The following is an 18,901-nucleotide window of genomic DNA, read 5'->3' as shown; positions in this document are numbered from 1 at the left end:
GCGCAACCCGGTTTCACGCTACATCATCTGTCCTGCGGCCACTGCTGCGTCGCCCGCCAGTGACAAGCTCGGTGAATTTGGCCGCACTCAGCGGTCGGGCAAAGAGCCAGCCCTGCCCGTAAATCACGCCTTCGCTCTTGAGCAGCAGCGCCTGGGACTCAAACTCGATACCTTCAGCGATCACCCGCAACTGCAGCGCATGGGCCATGCGAATGATGTGCGGGGCGACGCCGCTACTGGCGGCATCATGGCCCAGCGCGTCGATGAACGCTTTGTCGATCTTCAGGCAGTCCACCGGCAGCGTCTGCAGGTACGCCAGGCTGCAATAGCCCGTGCCGAAGTCATCGATCAATACCTGATGCCCTCGGTCGCGCAGCGCCTGCAGATGATTGCGCGCCACCACCACATCCACCAGCCCGCGCTCAGTGACCTCGAAAGCGATCTGTCGCGGCGCGACCCGGTGCAGCGCCAGCAGTTTGGCCGTGACCCGACCGATACGCGGCGCCATCACGTCGCAAGCCGCCAAATTCACCGAAATATAAAGATGCGGATTGGCGCGAAGCAGCTGCCCGAGCTGCTCAAGCAGTTGTTGCAGCACGAAATCGGTGATCTGACGGATCTGCCCGGTATTTTCCGCCAGCGGGATAAACAGATCCGGGCTGGTGAGCGTGCCGTCTGGTCGTCGCCACCGCACCAATGCCTCAGCGCCCACGCACAAGCGGGTGTTGAGGTCGAAAATAGGCTGATACAAAACCTTTAATTCGCCACGCCTCAACGCGCCGTGCAGCTCACCGCCGAGCGACTGACGCTGCCTGACCAGTTGCAAGACCAGAATCCCGATGCACAAAGACACCAGCAGGCTGGCGGGCACCAGCAGCCACCACGCCCCCGTGACCTTCTGCTGCAGGCCGCTGCGCGGCGTGATCAGCACCAGCTGATATTCCGGGCTCTGCGTGGGCATCCGGTACACCAGTTTGTCGTGGGTCGTTATCAGCGTCTCGACCTTGGTCGGCGTCCAGTCGGGCGTCGGCGGCCAGGGTTGAGTCGGCCCCAGCACCGGAATCGCCTTGGTCCCTTGGCCCAATACCACGACCAGACTGCCGCCAGCGGGCAAATCCACAACATCGGTCAAATGCCCGCGAGAGGTCGACACCCTGAAGTCACCACGCCCCAGCATCAGCGAGGCGAGATTGTCATCGGGTTGGGTGGAAGTGTTGAGCCAGTAATCGTAAGTCGGCCCGCGAATATCCGGCGCCCTTGGCTTGCCGATCATGCTCTGGCGTGTCCAGCTCGAACAGAACTGGGTGTCGTCGACAAACGCGACTTCATAGATGAAGCGGTAGCGGGAGTTCACCTGGCGCAGTTGCTCAACCATTTCAGGGCTGCACCCGCGCAGCGGCTGGGCTTCAAGCTGATCAAGCCCTGCGCGCAACTGGCCAAATAACTGCTCCAGTCTCACCAGGAATCGCTCGCCCTGGGCATTCATTTGGGCACTTTCTTCTTGTCGCGCCTGATGCATGGCGAGACCGAAACTGGCTGAAAGCAGGACGACCGCGCTCAGCAACGCCGCGAGAAGCGCCAGAAGCGCCGGGCGATAGAGAAAAGTGCGCAGTTGCGGCGTCGCCGTAAACATCGGCCGTCATCCAAATGAATACTACTGATGTATAGCAACAAGCGCGCAAATAGCCCGAAAAAAAATGAGAGGATGGCTAACTTAGTGCCTGAGGTTCAGAACCTGAAGGATAGCTGCACTTTGAAGATCCGGTTCGCCGTCAAATTTCTGCGGACGGTAATGCATCTGGAAGGCCGCTATAACGTGGCGTGTAGCGATGTCCAGCTCCCCGGTTTGCGGGGTCGGATAGCCTAATAACGCCAATTGTTGCTGAAACCAGGAAATGTTCGGCATCACACCCATCATCTGAGTTTGCCGCTGAGCGACCTGCTGCTCGTCGGGCCAGATGCCCAGCCCTTCCTGCGCCAGACGTTTCCATGGAAACAACGGGCCGGGATCAAGCTTGCGAAAGGGCGCGATGTCGCTGTGACCGATCACGTGCCGGGGTTCTATGCGATTGCGTTTGACGATGTCCTTGAGCAGCACGATCAGCGCTTTAATCTGCGCTTCACTGTACGGGTACCACAGACGCCCGGTAGGTGTGTCGCGATAGCCCGGATTCACGATCTCGATGCCGATGCTGCTCGAGTTCAGCCAAGTGCGACCGTCCCACTCGCTTTCGCCGGCATGCCATGCCCGCTGGCTTTCGTCTACGAGCTTGTAGGTCGTCGCCGGACCGTCTCCGATCAAATAATGCGCACTGACTTCGCCATGAGTCAGCAGCGCCAGCGATCGCTCGAGCGACGCGGAGGTGTAATGCACCACCACGAATTGCGCGCGGCTGTCGTAATTGGCAGAGGGATGGCTGGTGTCCAGCTTCGGGCCACTGGCGCACGCGGTGAGCAGCAGGAGCAAGGAAAGGGCAATCAGAGACTTCATAAAAGGCAGAACACACCGGCAAATAATGCAACAGTGTAACGTAGCGCTGCCGATGCGCTCAAAATTGGCTGAGTATTTCGATGAACTGACGCGAGGCTCAACCTTGCTCGATTCGATTCCGCCCCTCGTCCTTGGCCCGATACAACGCCTGATCTGCACGCTTGAGCACCACGTCGCTGCGCTCGCCAAGCCTGAAAGTGGTAATCCCCATCGAGACGGTGATGGTGACCGGCTCGCCCTTGAAGTGGAATGGGCATTGTTCAATGGCAGCGCGCAGCCGTTCAAGCAGTGCAAGCCCTTCCTCCATCTGCGTGTGGGGCAGCAGAAAGACGAATTCTTCACCGCCAAAACGTGCGATGAAATCAGAAGGTCGAAGACGCTTTTTCAATTGCCCGGCAATGATCTTCAAGACTTTGTCGCCGGCCAGATGCCCGTAGCCATCGTTGATGCGCTTGAAGTGATCGAGGTCCAGAATGCCCAGCAGCAGACTGGCGCGCTTTTTCTGCAACTGATCGATTTCATGCTCCAGGCGCTCGTTCCATGCCGCACGGTTCGGCAGGCCGGTCAGCGTATCGATCAACGCTTTCTGTCGCTGCTCCTCAAGATGCACGCGAAACCCTTGAGCCTCCTGCTCCATCGTCGCCACGCGGCTGGCCAAAGACTGCAGGCGCGAGGCAACTTCCTGTTCGCGCTGATCGCGCTGCTGTTGATGCTGATCCATGGTGCTGATCAGACCTTCGAGGCGGCTTTCGAGAACGTTTTTAAGCGTCTTCAGATCTGCCGCTTCCTGAACGCTGCTTTGCAGCCCGCCGACATGCTCGCGTAACTGATCGTCCAGTTGCCGTGATGCCGACTGCTGGTCGGCATGGTCTTCACTCGCGGCGCGCAGGTTGCTCTGAAAGGACTCAAGGCGCTCGTTGAGTTGCTTGAGATACGCCTCGAACTCGTGCTGCCCGCTGTCAGTAATCGCCAGCATCAACACAGCGAGATCATCGAGAATCGGCAGTAATTCGTACCAGTTCAGCCCATGTTCGAGCCGCACACGCATGGCTTCAGCCTGCGGGCGATGATGTTCAGGCAGCGTCAGATCGTTGAGCAGCCCCAGCAGCGTGTCTTCGATGTGCGCTGCAACCGAGCTGTAACTGGGCTCAGGTGAGGAGGGCAGTGCATACGGACCGTCCTCGTCCTCGACCTCTCTGTCCTCCTCGTCTTCTTCGTCATCCGGCTCTTCGACCAACGCTTCGTTGGCCTCATCCGCCACGGACTGCTCGGCAACCGACGCTTCGTCGTCTACGACGGCCTCGTCATCCGCGACGGTCGATGGACGCTCCGCAGCCGGTTCGGCATCAGCGACGGGCTCGGCATCAGGCTCAATGGCGTGTTCAACGACCTTCGCTTGCGCCTCACTGACCTCAGCGTCAGTTGGCAAAACGTTGGCAGGCTCGTCGGGTGCCGGTTCGACCGCGTCAATGTGCTCGTTGCGCTCGACGGCCGGGGCCAACGACTGAGGTACGGGCACTGGCTCCAAGGCCGGGGGCTCAGAAAGAGACGCCGGTTTTTCGGGAGCGGTCGGGCGTTCGCTGGAAACGGGGGCCTCGTTGATCCACTGCGCCTCTTGCTGCGCCGTGGCCTCCGATGTGGGCGCAGGCTCGTCATCCACTTCACGGGCAATGGGTTTTGCCGGCTCGACGGCAGGCTGCACAACCGGCGCGGGCTCCTCACCCTCGCCATGGGCGTGGCTGCCGAACAGACGTTGCAGGAAACCGGGACGGGCGGCTTCCTCGGGATGATCGAGCTGCGACAGCGCCTTTCCCTGCAGGCCGCTCAACTCACTGAGCAGCAGCGGTAATTCGCGCGCCTGGGTGACGCGGTCTTCCAGGTTCTTGGCAAAGCGTTTGAGCGGCTTGCTGACTTCCTTGGGCAGCGGCAGCGATTGCAACTGAGCGACCAGCGAGGTCAACGCGGTGCCCATTTGCTCGACGCGCTTCTCGCGCCGCTGCTCAGAGTCCAGCACAGCCTTCTCAAGGCGCGGGATCAACGCCGCGAGTCCAGCATCCATGTCGTCCTTGCGGACGATCTCGCGCATTTCCTTCATGCACTGATCGACGGCCTTGTCGGCACCTTCAGCCGCCAGGCTGCTACGCACCAGACCGCGACGCAGCAGGTCGAGGCGCGCGTTCCAACGCCGCTCGAGCTTGTCTTGCTGCTCGATGCTTTTCAGGTACTTTTCTTTCCAGCGTTGGGTTTCGTCGCTCATTCCGAAGGTCCGAGAGGAGATGTGCTTGTTATCGGCAGCGAGTCACCGATTAATGAGGCCGGCAAGCGAATCTCCACCGCGACCGGCAGATGATCGGAAATGGGCTGGGCCAGCACCTGCACTTTCTCAAGCGTCAGGGTCGGGCTCAGAAGAATGTGGTCCAGACAGCGCTGCGGGCGCCAGCTGGGGAAGGTTGCCTCGATCTGCGGCGCAAGCAGGCCCAGATCGCGCAAAGGCGAGAGCTCCAGCAGATCGGTGGCGTGGGTGTTCATGTCACCCATGAGCACCTGATGACGATAACCGCCGATCAGCTCACGTATGTAAGCCAGCTGGCGAGTGCGCGTCCGAGCGCCCAGCGCGAGGTGCATGACCACCACGACCAACGCGTCCGGTCCCTCGCCGAAGCGTACGAGGATGGCGCCACGACCGGCAGGCCCGGGCAGCGGGTGATCTTCGATGTCCCAGGGACGCAAGCGGCTGAGCACGCCGTTGCTGTGTTGAGCAAGACGTCCCAGGTTTCGGTTGAGTTGCTGATGCCAGTACGGAAAGGACCCGAGCTGAGCGAGGTGTTCGACTTGATTGACGTAGCCCGACCTCAGGCTTCCGCCATCGGCTTCCTGCAGAGCGACCAGATCATAGTCGTTGAGCAGGTCGCCGATCTTTTGCAGGTTACCGGCACGGCCGTTGTGCGGCAGCAAATGCTGCCAGCCGCGGGTCAGGTAGTGCCGGTAGCGCTCGGTACTGATGCCCACCTGAATGTTGAAACTGAGCAAACGCAGCCGGCCATCGGCCGGCAACCCTGTTTTCTGCAGATGACGCTCGTTGACCTTGGGCGTATGCCGGGCAACGACACGTTCAGTACCCCAGCGCCCCATGATGCAGGGCTTACTTGGCAGTCAGCGTGGCGCGCTCTTTGGCGATCAGCTGATCAGCCACTTCCAGCGCTTGTTCTGCACCGCCCGCAGAGGCGAGGTCGAAACGATACTTGCCGTTGACGATCATGGTCGGTACGCCGCTGATCTCATACTTCTTGGCCAGCTCTTTGTACTGGGCGATCTTGCCCTTCACTGCGAACGAGTTGAAGGTCTCGAGGAACTTGGTCTTGTCGACGCCCTGAGTGGCCACGAATTCGGCCATGTCGTTCGGGTCGGTCAGGCGCTTGCCGCCTTTCTGGATGGCATCGAACACGGCGGCGTGGACTTTCTTCTCGACGCCCATGGTGTCCAGCGTGATGAACAGCTGGCCGTGAGCATCCCAAGGACCGCCGAACATTGCAGGAATGCGCAGGAAGTGAACGTCGGCAGGGAGTTTTTCAACCCAAGGATTGATGGTCGGCTCGAACGCGTAGCAATGTGGGCAGCCGTACCAGAACATTTCGACGACTTCGATCTTGCCGGGTTCGGAAACAGGGACGGCGCTGCTCAGCTCGACATATTGTTTGCCGGCTTCGATCGGCTCCGCCGCTTGAGCGGTCAGACCGAACAGGCTGGTGAAAACCAGAGCGGCGCTGAGAATCAGATTACGCATGCTTAACTCCTGGGCATGAAAAGTCACCTCGATGGCCGCAGTTCGACCGGGCGAGGTGATACGAGTTCGCAAGTGTAACGCCTGTAGGCACAAAAAAGGGCAGCCGTTCGCTACCCTTTTTAGCCCGTCGATGCGGGGAAACATTAACAAACATTTCACTGGCCAAAGCGCCCCGAACGCGCGTTGTGCCCGATCAGTGCAGCCCTTGAATATACGCCGACAGCGCTTCGATATCCTTGTTGCTCAACTTGGAGGCAATCGTGCGCATGACCATGGTGTCGCCGTCATTGGTACGCTCGCCTTCGCGAAACGCCGTCAGCTGTTTCTTCACGTAATCTGCGTGCTGCCCACCAAGGTGCGGAAAACCTGCGGCGGCGTTACCTGCGCCGTTGGGTGAATGGCACCCGGTGCATGCCGGCATGCCCAGATCCAGCTTGCCGCCCCGGAACAACGCCTCGCCGCGCGCCACCAAGTTCGGGTCAGCGGCGCCCACGCTGCCTTTCTGGCTGGCGAACCAGGCAGCGATATCGGCCAGATCCTGATCATTGAAGTTGTTGAGCAAGCCGGTCATTTCGAGGACGACACGCTTGCCATCCTTGATTTCGTGCAGTTGCTTGAGCAGATAACGCGGGCCTTGGCCTGCCAGTTTGGGAAAGTTAGGAGCCATGCTGTTGCCATCGGGCCCATGACAAGCCCCGCAGACCGCCGTTTTTGCCTGGCCTGCGGCCGGGTCGCCTACCACCGCATCGGCGGCGAGCGTCGCGCCAGCAATGCCAAAGGTCAGAAGCAGGCTAACCAGTAGTTTGTTCATCGGTTGATCCAATGCGCTTTATTGTTCGTGTAAGGTTAGTCCGACTTCTACGAACTTCATCCTGCAAGTGGACAAAGCACACACAAAATCTGCGGCATTATATACTTGCGTCCATCAAACGGAAACGACACCCCGTTGCCGCGCCTCTGCCGCAACGCTCCCACCGGATATCCCATGCAACTGAAAAACCCGATCCTCGGTTTGTGCCAACAAGCCAAGTTCATGCTCAGCGCCGCCAAAGTCGATCAATGCCCGGACGACGAGGGCTTTGAAGTGGCTTTCGCCGGTCGCTCCAACGCCGGTAAATCAAGCGCGCTGAACACGCTGACCCATGCCAGTCTGGCGCGCACTTCCAAGACGCCGGGCCGTACCCAGCTGCTGAACTTCTTCAGCCTGGACGATGATCGTCGGCTGGTGGATCTGCCAGGTTATGGCTACGCGAAAGTGCCCATCCCGCTCAAGCAGCACTGGCAGCGTCACCTTGAGGCGTATCTGGGCAGCCGCGAAAGTCTGAAGGGTCTGATTCTGATGATGGACATTCGCCATCCGATGACCGATTTCGACCTGCTGATGCTCGACTGGGCCATCGCCAGTGGTATGCCGATGCACATTCTGCTGACCAAAGCGGACAAGCTGACCTTCGGCGCCGCGAAGAATACGCTGCTCAAAGTGCAGTCCGAAATTCGAAAGGGGTGGGGCGACACGGTCACCATCCAGCTGTTCTCGGCACCCAAGCGCCTGGGCCTGGAAGAGGCGTATACCGTGCTCGCTGACTGGATGGAACTGGAAGACAAAGCGCCTGCGGCTTGAATCGCAGGCAAAAAAAACCCCGGACTTCATATGGGGAGGGGAAGTTCGGGGTCTAAGTCCAGACCTCTAGGGAAGGGGTCCGGATATCTGCCAACACTTAACACAACATAGGAGCATGAATGGCTACGTCAGCCATTCGCAAACTCTGACCGGGTTTTGTCCGCGGAAGTTCAAAACCTGAGGAAATTTAATGTTGGCGGCAGGCAGGACTTGTCTGTTGCGGCCCGTTCCAGAGCGCTCAACCGGAGACTCGCGGCAGCGCGCTCACTCGTGAAGCCCCAGACGACACGTGTGCGTGACGTCTGAAGACCTGTTGTCAAACAAGCTCGCTCACAAAGCCGCATTCTTCGATCATTTAATGATCAATGCGCCTCGTCCCAGTTGTTCCCCACACCCACTTCCACCAACAGCGGAACGTCCAGCTCGGCTGCACCGCTCATGTGCACGCGGATGTCCTTGCTGATCTGCTCCACCAGGTCCTCGCGCACCTCGAGCACCAGTTCGTCGTGAACCTGCAGGATGACGCGCGCGTCCAGGCCTGACGAATCCAGCCAGCCGTTCACCGCCACCATGGCGCGCTTGATGATATCGGCGGCAGTGCCTTGCATCGGCGCGTTGATCGCCATGCGTTCAGCGCCTTTGCGCAGAGCCTGGTTCTTCGCGTTGATGTCCGGCAGGTAGAGACGGCGACCGAAAATGGTCTCCACGAAGCCTTGTTCCGCCGCCTGCGTGCGGGTGCGCTCCATGTACTCCAGCACGCCCGGATACCGCGCGAAGTAGCGGTCGACGTAGGCTTGCGACTGCTTGCGGTCGACACCGATCTGCTTAGCAAGACCGAATGCGCTCATGCCATAAATCAGACCAAAGTTGATCGCCTTGGCGCTGCGGCGCATGTCATGGGTGACGTCCGCCAACTCGACACCGAACACCTCGCCAGCTGTCGCCCGGTGCACGTCCAGATCGTTGCGGAACGCGTGCAGCAGCCCTTCGTCCTTGGCCAGGTGCGCCATGATCCGCAGTTCGATCTGCGAGTAGTCCGCCGCCAGCAACTTGTAGCCCTGTGGGGCGACGAAGGCCTGACGGATACGGCGACCTTCGGCGGTCCGGATCGGGATGTTCTGCAGGTTCGGATCGCTGGAGGACAAGCGCCCGGTGACCGCGACCGCTTGGTGATACGACGTGTGAATCCGACCAGTGCGTGGATTGATCTGCTCCGGCAGGCGGTCGGTGTAAGTGCTCTTGAGCTTGCTCATCGAGCGGTACTGCATCAGCACTTTAGGCAGCGGGAAGTCCTGTTCGGCCAGCTCCGCCAGTACGGCTTCGGCCGTGGAGGGCTGGCCGGTGGCTGTTTTGCTGATGATCGGCATGCCGAGCTTTTCGTAGAGGATCACGCCCAGCTGCTTCGGCGAACCGAGATTGAACTCCTCGCCGGCAATCGCAAACGCCTCGCGCTCGAGCTCGGTCATTTTGTTGCCCAGCTCCACACTCTGGATGCCCAGAAGCTTGGCATCCACGAACGCGCCCTGGCGCTCGATGCGCGCCAGCACAGGCATCAGCGGCATTTCAATGTCGTTGAGCACCGGCGCAAGGGAGGGTGTCTTGCCCAGTTTTTCCTGAAGCGTTTCGTGCAGGCGCAGGGTCAGATCGACTTCTTCAGCGGCGTACATGCCTGCCTGCTCAAGCGCGATCTGATCGAACGAAAGCTGCTTGGCGCCTTTGCCCGCGATTTCCTGGAAATTCACTGGGGTGTGATCCAGATACTTGGCCACCAGACTGTCGCGATCATGCCGCGTAGCGGTGGAGTCCAGGACATACGACTCCAGCATCGTGTCGAAATTGACGCCCTGCACCTGGATTCCCTGCTGCTGATCGCCGTCGATCGCGCAATTGGCGAGCAGGTTGATCGCGAACTTTGCGTGCTGACCGACCTTGACCTTGCCGGCATCCTCCAGCATCGGCTTCACGGCCTTGAGCACTGCGTCGCGATCCAGCTGTTGCGGCACGCCCATGTAGGAATGGGTCAGCGGGATGTAGCAGGCCTCGTGGGTTTTTATCGCAAACGACAAGCCCACCACTTGCGCCCGCTGGGCGTCGATACCGTTGCTTTGCACCACGAATGCAAACAGCTTGGCCGCTTCAAGTTTCTTCAGCCAAGCGTCGAACTGCGTCTGCTCAAGGATCAATTCATACTTGGCTTCAATGACCGGCGCGGGCTCGGCGGCCGCGGTTGGAATCTCGGCGCCGTCCTGCTTGGCTTCGCGTTGCAGATCGTTGATCCAGCTCTTGAACTCAAGCTCGGTGTACAACGCCAGCAACGCCTCGCGGTCAGGCTCGCCGCAATGCAGAGCGTCCAGCTCGATATCCAGTGGAACGTCCACTTTAATCGTCGCCAACTGGTAGGAAAGAAATGCCATTTCCCTGTGCTCTTCAAGCTTGGCTGGCAGGGATTTCGCGCCACGAATGGCCAGTGTCGGCACCTTATCGAGGTTCTCATAGAGTTCTTTGAGACCGCCGTTAATACCGACCAGCAATCCGGCCGCGGTCTTTTCGCCTACACCGGGAACGCCGGGGATATTGTCGACTTTGTCGCCCATCAGTGCGAGATAATCGATGATGTGCTCCGGACCGACCCCAAATTTTTCCTTAACGCCGGCCACGTCGAGAACGCTGCCGGTCATGGTGTTGACCAGCGTGATGTGGCCATCCACCAGTTGAGCCATGTCTTTGTCACCCGTGGAGATGACGACCGGGCGATCGGCGGCTGCACTGCTGCGCGCAAGCGTGCCGATCACATCGTCGGCTTCAACGCCTTCGACGCAAAGCAGCGGATACCCCAGGCCTTTGACGCAGTTGTGCAGGAAATCGATTTGCACGCGCATGTCATCGGGCATGCTCGGCCGATTGGCTTTGTACTCGGCGAACATTTCATCGCGAAACGTCCCACCCTTCGCATCGAAAACCACGGCAAAGGGGCTTTCGGGATATTGCTTGCGCAGGCTCTTGAGCATGTTGAGCACGCCCTTGACCGCACCGGTGGGCAGGCCCTTGGACGTAGTGAGCGGCGGCAGCGCGTGGAAGGCGCGGTACAGATAAGAAGAACCGTCCACCAGGACGAGGGGCGCGAGACTCATGTGCAGGATCAACCTTTTCGGCGGGGTCGGCGCTAGAATGCGAAGACCGTTGACGACAAAGGGACAAGGTTATCATGCGCGCGCCAAATCGCCTGTCACTGGTCTTGTTGTTGGCCGCCTGCCCCGCGCTGGCCATGGCTGTCGACGACGAAGCGCCTTCGGCGGAGCCCGACGTCACCATCAGCAAGGACGGCGAGAATTTCATTCAGGAGTACAAAGCCAACGGCTTCGTGTATGCGGTTAAAATCACGCCCAAACATGGCAAGCCGTATTATCTGGTGCGCGCTGATGGCACAGGCGGGCAATTCATTCGTTCGGATCAACCGGACATGCTGATCCCTCAGTGGGTACTATTCAGCTGGTAACGCCTTACATTCACTCTCTTGCTGGCAGTCTTCTATGTCCGTTTTTACTCCCCTGGCTCGGCCCGAGCTGGAAGCTTTTCTCGCCCCGTACGGGCTTGGCGTACTGCGTGATTTCCAGGGCATTGCCGCCGGAAGTGAAAACACCAATTTTTTCGTGAGCCTTGAGCGTGGGGAGTTCGTGCTGACGCTGGTCGAGCGCGGCCCCGTTCAGGAGATGCCGTTTTTCATCGAGCTGCTGGATGTGCTGCACGACGCCAACCTGCCCGTGCCTTACGCGCTGCGCACCACCGATGGTCAGGCCCTGCGCGAGCTCAAAGGCAAGCCGGCACTACTGCAACCGCGCCTGGCGGGCAAGCACCCGACCGAGCCCAATACCCAGCATTGCGTGCAGATCGGTGAATTGTTGGCGCACATGCACCTGGCGACCCGCGAAAGAATCATCGAGCGCAAGACGGATCGCGGTCTGGACTGGATGCTGGAAGAGGGCAGCAATTTCATTTCGCATCTTGATGAGGCGCAAGGCGCGCTGCTCACCACGGCTGTGGAGGAAATCCGCCGCCTGAAGGGGAAGATCATGGCGCTGCCGCGGGCCAATCTTCACGCTGACCTGTTCCGCGACAATACCTTGTTCGAAGGCACACACCTGACCGGCGTGATCGACTTCTACAACGCATGCTCAGGTCCGATGCTCTACGACGTGGCGATTGCCGTGAATGACTGGTGTTCGTTTACGGACGGCAGCATTGACGCCCCGCGCGCACGCGCCTTGCTCGGCGCGTATGCCGCGCTGAGGCCGTTCACCGCAGCGGAAGCCGAGCTGTGGTCGACCATGCTTCGTGTCGGGTGCGTGCGATTCTGGCTCTCACGCCTGATTGCTGCCGAGACCTTCGCCGGCCAGGACGTGTTGATCCACGACCCGTCCGAATTCCGCGTGCGACTGGAGCAGCGCCAGGAGACCCACATTCCGCTGCCGTTTGCGTTGTAATCTACAAAAGGCCATCGCAGGGAAGCGCGCCTGGAGATTTGCTCAGCCCACAAAAGCGCGTGCAAGCCAGAGGCGCGCTGGCCTGCAATGGCGTCAGCCCAAACGTTACAGACCCTCCAGACACCCCGCCAGATCATCCGCGAGTTTGCCCAGCAATTGCTCATAGCCCTGCGCAGTGGCTGGTGTGTACCCACCCAGCGCGTCCAGCTCCGCCAGTTTGACCGGCAGACCGGCACTCAGCGTGTCGGCCAGACGCGGACGCAAGGGTGGCTCGCTGAATACACAGGTCTTGCCGAACTCGCTCAGGCGCGCGCGCATCGCAGCGACATGCTGGGCGCCCGGCTGCACCTCGCTGCTGACCGCAAAGACACCGGCGTGCTTGATGCCATAGGCTTCTTCGAAGTAGTCGAACGCCTCATGAAAGACGAAGAATTTCTTGTCGGCGATGCCCGCCACGCGTTGCTTGATCTTCGCGTCCACAGCATCCATCCGCGCGTCGAACGCCTTAAGATTGCTGTCATAGCGCGCAGCGTTGGCCGGATCCGCCTGGCTCAGATCCGCCGCCATTTTGGCCGCGATCACCCGGGCGTTTGCCGATGAAAGCCACAAATGCGCATCTACGCTGCCGGGGCGGTGGTCGTGATCGTGCTCGTCTTCGTCGCCATCATCGTGGTGCTCATCGCTGGCTGTGAAGTGACGCAGATGCATGCCCGGCAAGGACTGAACGGCCACAGACGCTTTGGTCCGGTTAGCGAGCACGCGGGGGAGAAACGTCTCCATGTCGGGGCCGATCCAGTAAAGCAGATCGACCTCCTGCACGCGCCGTACGTCGGATGGACGCAGCGCGTAATTATGCGGCGACGCCCCCGGTGGCAGCAGCACTTCGGGCACGGCGATGCCATCCTGCACGGCCGCTGCAATCAGCTGTAGCGGCTTGATGCTGGTCAGCACACGAACGTCGGCCTGGGCTGTAGCGATGGAGGAAAAACCGGTGATGAATACGACAAAAAGTAAAAAAAGTCGGGACACGATGACCACTCATTGGGGCAGGAACGGGTAACATAATAACGTCTCTCACAATAGCCGTCGCCGCCCATGTCTAAAACACCGCTGGCCAGTCGCCCTCACGATCACTCTCACTGCGTGCACAGCGCGCTTGCTGAAGCCGATGCGCTCTGCGCCGGTAAAGGCCTGCGTTTGACCGCACTGCGTCGTCGCGTTCTGGAGCTGGTATGGCAAAGCCACAAGCCGCTCGGCGCCTACGACATCCTCGCGGTGCTCAGTGAAGAAGACGGTCGTCGCGCCGCGCCGCCCACGGTTTACCGTGCGCTGGACTTCCTGCTGGAGAACGGGTTGGTGCATCGCATCGCGTCGCTCAACGCATTCGCCGGCTGCAATCACCCTACGCATGCTCATCAGGGCCAGTTCCTGATCTGTCGCGAGTGCCACGCCGCCATCGAGTTGCAACACGCCGCCATCAGCGCATCCATCGTGGCAGCGGCCAATGAAGTCGGCTTTGCGGTGGAAACCCAGACGGTCGAAGTCGTCGGAGTGTGTGCTGGCTGCAAGGCTGCTTGATGAGCGACGCACTGATCCGCTTGAAGGACGTCAGCGTCACGCGTGCCGGCCAGAGCGTGCTGGAAAACATTCAGCTGAGCGTCAGCCCCGGCGAAATCGTGACGCTGATCGGGCCCAACGGCGCAGGCAAGACCACACTGGTGCGCGCGGTGCTCGGCTTGCTCAAACCTGACACCGGCGAGGTCTGGCGCAAGCCAAAATTGCGCATCGGTTATATGCCGCAAAAGCTGCACATCGACGCGACGTTGCCGCTGTCGGTGCTGCGTTTCCTGCGGCTGGTGCCAGGCGTGGACCGGGAGACCGCATTGTCGGCACTGGCGGAAGTCGGGGCTGAAAAAGTCATCGACAGCCCGCTCCAGGGTATTTCCGGAGGCGAGATGCAGCGCGTACTGCTCGCGCGAGCGCTGCTGCGTGAACCTGAATTGCTGGTACTCGATGAACCGGTGCAAGGCGTCGACGTGGCCGGGCAAGCGGAGCTGTATACACTTATTACCCAGCTTCGGGATCGCCACCGGTGCGGTGTGCTGATGGTCTCCCATGATCTGCATCTGGTGATGAGCACCACCGACCAAGTGGTCTGCCTGAATCGGCACGTCTGTTGTTCCGGCCATCCGGAGCAGGTCAGCAATGATCCGGCGTTCGTCGAGCTGTTCGGTCAGAACGCACCGAGCCTGGCGATTTATCACCATCATCACGATCATGCCCACGACCTGCACGGCGAGGTCTGCCAACCCGCAGCGGCGCATGACCACGATCATTCCCACCCTCACGACCACAGTCACGGAGATAGCTGCAAGCATGGCTGATTTTCTACTCTATGCCTTGCTCGCAGGCCTTGCTCTGGCGGTAGTGGCTGGCCCGTTGGGCTCCTTTGTGGTCTGGCGGCGGATGGCCTACTTTGGCGACACGCTGTCTCACGCTGCATTGCTGGGTGTGGCACTGGGCTTTCTGCTGGATATCAGCCCGGCCATCGCCGTCACGGTCGGCTGTTTGCTCCTGGCCATCGTGCTGGTCACGCTGCAACAGCGTCAGCCACTGGCGTCGGACACCCTGCTCGGAATTCTTGCGCCAAGCACCCTGTCGCTGGGGCTTGTGGTCCTGAGCTTCATGCGCGATGTCCGGATCGATCTGATGGGCTATCTGTTTGGTGATCTGCTGGCGATCAGCCCAACCGACCTGTCATGGATTCTCGGCGGCAGCGCGGCGGTGCTGATCCTGATCTGCGCGCTGTGGCGTCCGCTGCTGGCGATCACTGTCCATGAGGAGCTTGCAACCGTCGAAGGCTTGCCAGTCGCGACCTTACGCATGGCGTTGATGCTGCTGATTGCCGTGGTAATCGCCGTCGCAATGAAAATCGTGGGGGTTTTGCTGATTACCTCGCTGCTGATCATTCCAGCGGCTGCGGCACAACGTCACGCCCGTTCTCCCGAGCAAATGGCACTGGGTGCCAGCATCATCGGGGTGATCGCAGTCTGCGGCGGACTGGCGTTGTCCTGGTTCAAGGACACGCCGGCGGGCCCGTCTATTGTGGTGTCTGCAGCGGCGCTGTTTTTGCTCAGCTTCGTTCTGCCCAAGCGGTAGAACCTTGTGCAGCAGTCACAGTCATATTCGGCAATAAATGCATGGCGGCAATGTGCAATGACCGTTCACATCGCCCCCTGATAGTGATCAGTTATTTTCGATGCAAGGCACTTATGTGTAGACTTGCTCGTTTTTTGCGCAAATAGAGAATCGCAGGAATGAAGCCGTTCGCATCCCGTTATCTGCTGCTTGCTGCATTTTCCGTCCTGTTGGTCGCCTGCCAGAGCAAGCCTGTCGAGCCTCCCGCTCCCGCTGCGGCGCCGGATGCGTATCAGCAGCTGGAACAGAACATCGCAAGCAGCGAGCTGGCGACCGCTGAAGATCAGCTGGCCGCACTGCAAGCCAAATCCCCCGATGATCCGCGCCTTGAGCAGTATCAGCGTCAACTCGCCGAGGCCTACCTGAGCCGCAGCCAGATCGTCCTGCAGAAAGGTGACGTCAACGCCGCGGCAACGGCGCTGAGTCGCGCTCGCGCACTGATGCCCAAGGCACCTGCTTTGACCAGCGGTGTGAACGGCGCCATCGCCCACGCCCGTAAAGCCGAGCTGGACAAAGCCGAAGCCGAATTGAAAGCGGCTGAAGCCAGGCGCACCGCCAAGGTCATCGATCCGACCGTGGAAAGCACCACCATCGAGTTGAACATCCGCGACTCCAGACAACTCCGTCGTCAGCTGAACGATATCGCCGCCGACGTGGCCTCGTTCAACTGCGAAGTGATCGTGCAGGTACCGCGAACGGACGATTATCCTTGGCTGGCCACGTTGCTGACCAAGCGCGTGACGAAGATCAATCCAGACTTCGAATTGCAGATTCAGCGTGAAATCGAGAAGACTGAGCCAGCTCAGATGATTCTGAAACCTGCCCCGCTCTGATTATTTTTTGATCAAACAAAAGGCGTTGCCCTCACAGGCAACGCCTTTTTTTTCGATAACTACAACGCTGCAACGAGGCGCGCTTGCCCGGTCTTGGACAGGTACATCCGACTCAAATGTGTCGGATGTATCGTCATTCGCAGACAAGCGCGGTTCTACATCTCAGCACTCATCCAGACAAGGTGAGGCGTGCGATGCTGCTATCAAGCCGGAATCGCCTTGGCTTTAGGCTCCCGCGCCCAGACCCGGTGCTGCTTGATGGCGTCGAAGAAAGTCGCGAACGACTTGCTGTCCGACACCGCGAGCAGGCCGGCATCGGCCTCAAGACGCAGCAAGTCGATCAACTCTTTCGCGTCGCCCGCGTAAGCGATTGCCTTGAGATGCTTGTAGGCCTCAAGCACGTAGTGCAACGCCACGCCGTCGCCCATCAGGGCTTTCACCGATGCTGCGCCGCCGGGAATGAAGACCGCGTCGAAAGCAATCGATGGCAAGCCTTCAGCAGAAGCGTCCACTGCCAGCGTCCCACCGCCAGCGGTTTTCACCGGCGCAGAGGTCGGCCCAAGCACCTTGGCGTGCGCCGCTTCGGCTTCAAGGGCTGCCTTCATGGCCGCGACGGCTTTGTCGTCTACACCATCAGCCACCAGAATCGCCACTTTGCGCGAGGCGATATCGCCTGGCAGCAAATTGACCTGGCTCAGCAACGGAGACTTGTCCACCGTCGGCTTGCCGGATTTCTGCGGCGTGACGGTCGGCGCCGTCGGTGCCGGCAGACCCAGGTTTGCAGCGACGCGCTGTGCCAAGGTCAGATCGATATTGGCGAGAATCTCGTTCACTTGTCGCGCACGGATGTGCTCACGATCGACCTTGCCCAGCTCAAAACTGTAGGCCGCGATGATGTGCTCTTTCTCATGCTCGCTCATGCTGTTGAAAAACAGCGTGGCTTGCGAGAAATGGTCCGCGAAGGAAGGGCTGCGCTCACGCACCTTGTGCGCTTCGACGCGCTCCTGATACGTCTCGAAGCCGCCATCCTCTGGGCCAGCCGGGGTTTCTTTCGGCCAGCCGCCGTCGATGGAGTTCGGCTCGTAGGACGCGCGACCCTTGTCGATGGTCGTGCGGTGCTGCGCATCGCGCTGGCCGTTGTGATTCGGCGAAACCGGGCGGTTGATCGGGATTTCGTGGAAGTTCGGTCCGCCCAGTCGGCTGATTTGCGTGTCGGTGTAGGAAAACAGCCGACCTTGCAGCAGCGGATCGTTGGAGAAGTCGATGCCTGGCACTACGTGGCCTGGGCAGAACGCGACCTGCTCGGTCTCGGCAAAATAGTTGTCAGGGTTGCGATTGAGCACCATCTTGCCCAACGGCGTGACCGGCACCATTTCCTCCGGGATGATCTTGGTGGGATCGAGCAAATCGAAGTCGAACTTGTGCTCGTCTTCTTCAGCGACGATCTGAACGCCCAGCTCCCATTCCGGGTAGTCGCCCATCTCGATGGATTCCCACAGATCGCGGCGGTGGTAATCGGTGTCTTTACCAGCCAGCTTCTGGGCTTCGTCCCACAGCAGCGAACAGGTGCCGTATTTAGGCTTCCAGTGGAATTTGACGAACGAGGACTTGCCCTCGGTATTGATCATGCGGAACGTGTGGATACCAAAGCCCTGCATGCTGCGCAGGCTTTTTGGAATGGCGCGGTCCGACATGGTCCACAGCACCATGTGCGCAGATTCCGGAACCAGCGAAACGAAGTCCCAGAACGTGTCGTGGGCCGATCCGCCGGTAGGAATCTCGTTGTGCGGCTCAGGTTTTACGGCGTGCACGAAATCCGGAAACTTGATGGCATCCTGGATGAAGAACACCGGCATGTTGTTGCCAACCAGATCGTAGTTGCCTTCTTCGGTGTAGAACTTCACCGCAAAACCACGCACATCGCGGACAGTATCGCCTGAGCCACGCGGGCCTTGAACGGTGGAAAAACGCACGAACACCGGTGTCTTTTTCCCCGGGTCGCGTAGGAATTCTGCCTTGCTGAGGGCGGAATGGTTCTCATAGCTCTGGAAGTAACCATGGGCCGCGGTGCCGCGTGCGTGAACGATCCGCTCAGGAATACGCTCGTGGTCAAAATGCGTGATCTTCTCGCGCATGATGAAATCTTCGAGCAGCGAAGGGCCACGGCTGCCAACCTTGAGTGTGTTCTGGTTATCGGAGACTTTGACACCCTGATTGGTGCGCAGAGCCTGACCAGTAGCGTCGGAGCGGAACTGCTCCAGACTGTCGAGCTTGGTGTTGGTGTTGCCCCGATCCAAAGTGTCGGTGCCGGCAAGTTCGCTTTTCGGTGTTGCGCTGACGGGTGTGGGTTTATTTGTAGCCATCGGACAAAAACTCCTCGGTTCAGGCGGCTCTTTTCTCGTTCTTCCGTGGGCGAAAGGCGGTGCGAGCTCAGTAAGCAGGAATTTCCCTTACAGCCCTCAGGGAAATTTCGGCGCTTATGTAGTGACTGAG

At 59.8% G+C, this 18,901-nt stretch carries 16 protein-coding genes; 7 read left to right on the top strand and 9 right to left on the bottom strand.

Translation table 11 applies throughout. The features are described 5' to 3' along the window. Nucleotides 1-13: 13 nt before the first annotated feature. From AAGQ88_RS00455 to AAGQ88_RS00430, 6 genes are all read right to left on the bottom strand, one after another. Nucleotides 14-1,633: an EAL domain-containing protein gene (locus AAGQ88_RS00455; RefSeq protein ID WP_342654144.1), complete on the bottom strand. Its 1,620-nt coding sequence runs from the start codon at nt 1,631-1,633 to the stop codon at nt 14-16. A gap of 81 nt (nt 1,634-1,714) precedes the next feature. Next, nucleotides 1,715-2,491, bottom strand: coding sequence for an N-acetylmuramoyl-L-alanine amidase (locus AAGQ88_RS00450; RefSeq protein WP_285422730.1), 777 nt, complete (start codon nt 2,489-2,491; stop codon nt 1,715-1,717). Nucleotides 2,492-2,588: 97 nt separating this feature from the next. Further along, nucleotides 2,589-4,748: a diguanylate cyclase gene (locus AAGQ88_RS00445; RefSeq protein WP_342654143.1), complete on the bottom strand. Its 2,160-nt coding sequence runs from the start codon at nt 4,746-4,748 to the stop codon at nt 2,589-2,591. Beyond that, a complete protein-coding gene (locus AAGQ88_RS00440) occupies nt 4,745-5,623 on the bottom strand; it encodes an endonuclease/exonuclease/phosphatase family protein (protein ID WP_093466672.1) in 879 nt (292 codons plus the stop codon). Before AAGQ88_RS00440 ends, AAGQ88_RS00445 begins: the two co-directional genes overlap by 4 nt. A 10-nt stretch (nt 5,624-5,633) precedes the next feature. Beyond that, nucleotides 5,634-6,275: a thiol:disulfide interchange protein DsbA/DsbL gene (locus AAGQ88_RS00435; protein ID WP_342654142.1), complete on the bottom strand. Its 642-nt coding sequence runs from the start codon at nt 6,273-6,275 to the stop codon at nt 5,634-5,636. A 193-nt stretch (nt 6,276-6,468) separates the two neighbouring features. Next, entirely contained in the window at nt 6,469-7,086 is a 618-nt protein-coding gene (locus AAGQ88_RS00430; protein ID WP_285422733.1) for a c-type cytochrome, read from the bottom strand. Nucleotides 7,087-7,260: 174 nt separating this feature from the next. Between AAGQ88_RS00430 and yihA the strand changes: the two genes are divergently transcribed. Then, the gene (yihA, locus tag AAGQ88_RS00425; RefSeq protein WP_285422734.1) at nt 7,261-7,896 is read left to right on the top strand and encodes a ribosome biogenesis GTP-binding protein YihA/YsxC; all 636 of its coding nucleotides are present in this window, start codon (nt 7,261-7,263) and stop codon (nt 7,894-7,896) included. 362 nt (nt 7,897-8,258) lie between these two features. On the opposite strand, the gene polA is transcribed toward yihA, so the two are convergent. Beyond that, complete coding sequence (polA, locus tag AAGQ88_RS00420) at nt 8,259-11,027, bottom strand: DNA polymerase I (protein ID WP_342654141.1); 2,769 nt, start codon at nt 11,025-11,027, stop codon at nt 8,259-8,261. A gap of 74 nt (nt 11,028-11,101) precedes the next feature. Here polA and AAGQ88_RS00415 point away from each other — a divergent pair, with 74 nt between their 5' ends. Both AAGQ88_RS00415 and AAGQ88_RS00410 read left to right on the top strand, forming a co-directional pair. Then, nucleotides 11,102-11,392 (top strand): DUF2782 domain-containing protein, encoded by a 291-nt coding sequence (locus AAGQ88_RS00415; protein WP_342654140.1) that lies wholly within the window; start codon nt 11,102-11,104, stop codon nt 11,390-11,392. Nucleotides 11,393-11,426: 34 nt separating this feature from the next. After that, nucleotides 11,427-12,377 (top strand): homoserine kinase, encoded by a 951-nt coding sequence (locus AAGQ88_RS00410; protein ID WP_342654139.1) that lies wholly within the window; start codon nt 11,427-11,429, stop codon nt 12,375-12,377. A 105-nt stretch (nt 12,378-12,482) separates the two neighbouring features. Here the strand turns inward: AAGQ88_RS00410 and znuA are convergent, their stop codons facing one another. Further along, nucleotides 12,483-13,415 carry a zinc ABC transporter substrate-binding protein ZnuA gene (gene znuA / locus AAGQ88_RS00405; protein ID WP_342654138.1) on the bottom strand — a complete coding sequence of 311 codons (933 nt, stop codon included), beginning with the start codon at nt 13,413-13,415 and terminating at the stop codon, nt 12,483-12,485. A gap of 57 nt (nt 13,416-13,472) precedes the next feature. Here znuA and zur point away from each other — a divergent pair, with 57 nt between their 5' ends. From zur to AAGQ88_RS00385, 4 genes are all read left to right on the top strand, one after another. Continuing rightward, nucleotides 13,473-13,955 carry a zinc uptake transcriptional repressor Zur gene (gene zur / locus AAGQ88_RS00400; protein ID WP_093466656.1) on the top strand — a complete coding sequence of 161 codons (483 nt, stop codon included), beginning with the start codon at nt 13,473-13,475 and terminating at the stop codon, nt 13,953-13,955. Next, nucleotides 13,955-14,761, top strand: a complete 807-nt coding sequence (znuC, locus tag AAGQ88_RS00395) for a zinc ABC transporter ATP-binding protein ZnuC (protein ID WP_342654137.1) — start codon at nt 13,955-13,957, stop codon at nt 14,759-14,761. Before zur ends, znuC begins: the two co-directional genes overlap by 1 nt. Further along, on the top strand, nt 14,754-15,536 hold the full coding sequence (gene znuB / locus AAGQ88_RS00390; RefSeq protein ID WP_342654136.1) for a zinc ABC transporter permease subunit ZnuB: 783 nt from the start codon (nt 14,754-14,756) through the stop codon (nt 15,534-15,536). The genes znuC and znuB overlap by 8 nt, the downstream gene beginning before the upstream one ends. 158 nt (nt 15,537-15,694) lie before the next feature. Then, nucleotides 15,695-16,408 carry a PA5502 family lipoprotein gene (locus AAGQ88_RS00385; RefSeq protein WP_342654135.1) on the top strand — a complete coding sequence of 238 codons (714 nt, stop codon included), beginning with the start codon at nt 15,695-15,697 and terminating at the stop codon, nt 16,406-16,408. A 203-nt stretch (nt 16,409-16,611) separates the two neighbouring features. Here AAGQ88_RS00385 and katE read toward each other — a convergent pair whose 3' ends face one another. Next, on the bottom strand, nt 16,612-18,771 hold the full coding sequence (gene katE / locus AAGQ88_RS00380) for a catalase HPII (RefSeq protein WP_342654134.1): 2,160 nt from the start codon (nt 18,769-18,771) through the stop codon (nt 16,612-16,614). Between the last annotated feature and the right edge of the window lie 130 nt (nt 18,772-18,901).

It is taken from the genome of Pseudomonas sp. F3-2, assembly GCF_038804275.1.
Taxonomy (GTDB): Bacteria; Pseudomonadota; Gammaproteobacteria; order Pseudomonadales; family Pseudomonadaceae; genus Aquipseudomonas.
Note: the sequence above shows the minus strand (reverse complement) of the source record. Positions and strands in the feature narration are given on the sequence as shown.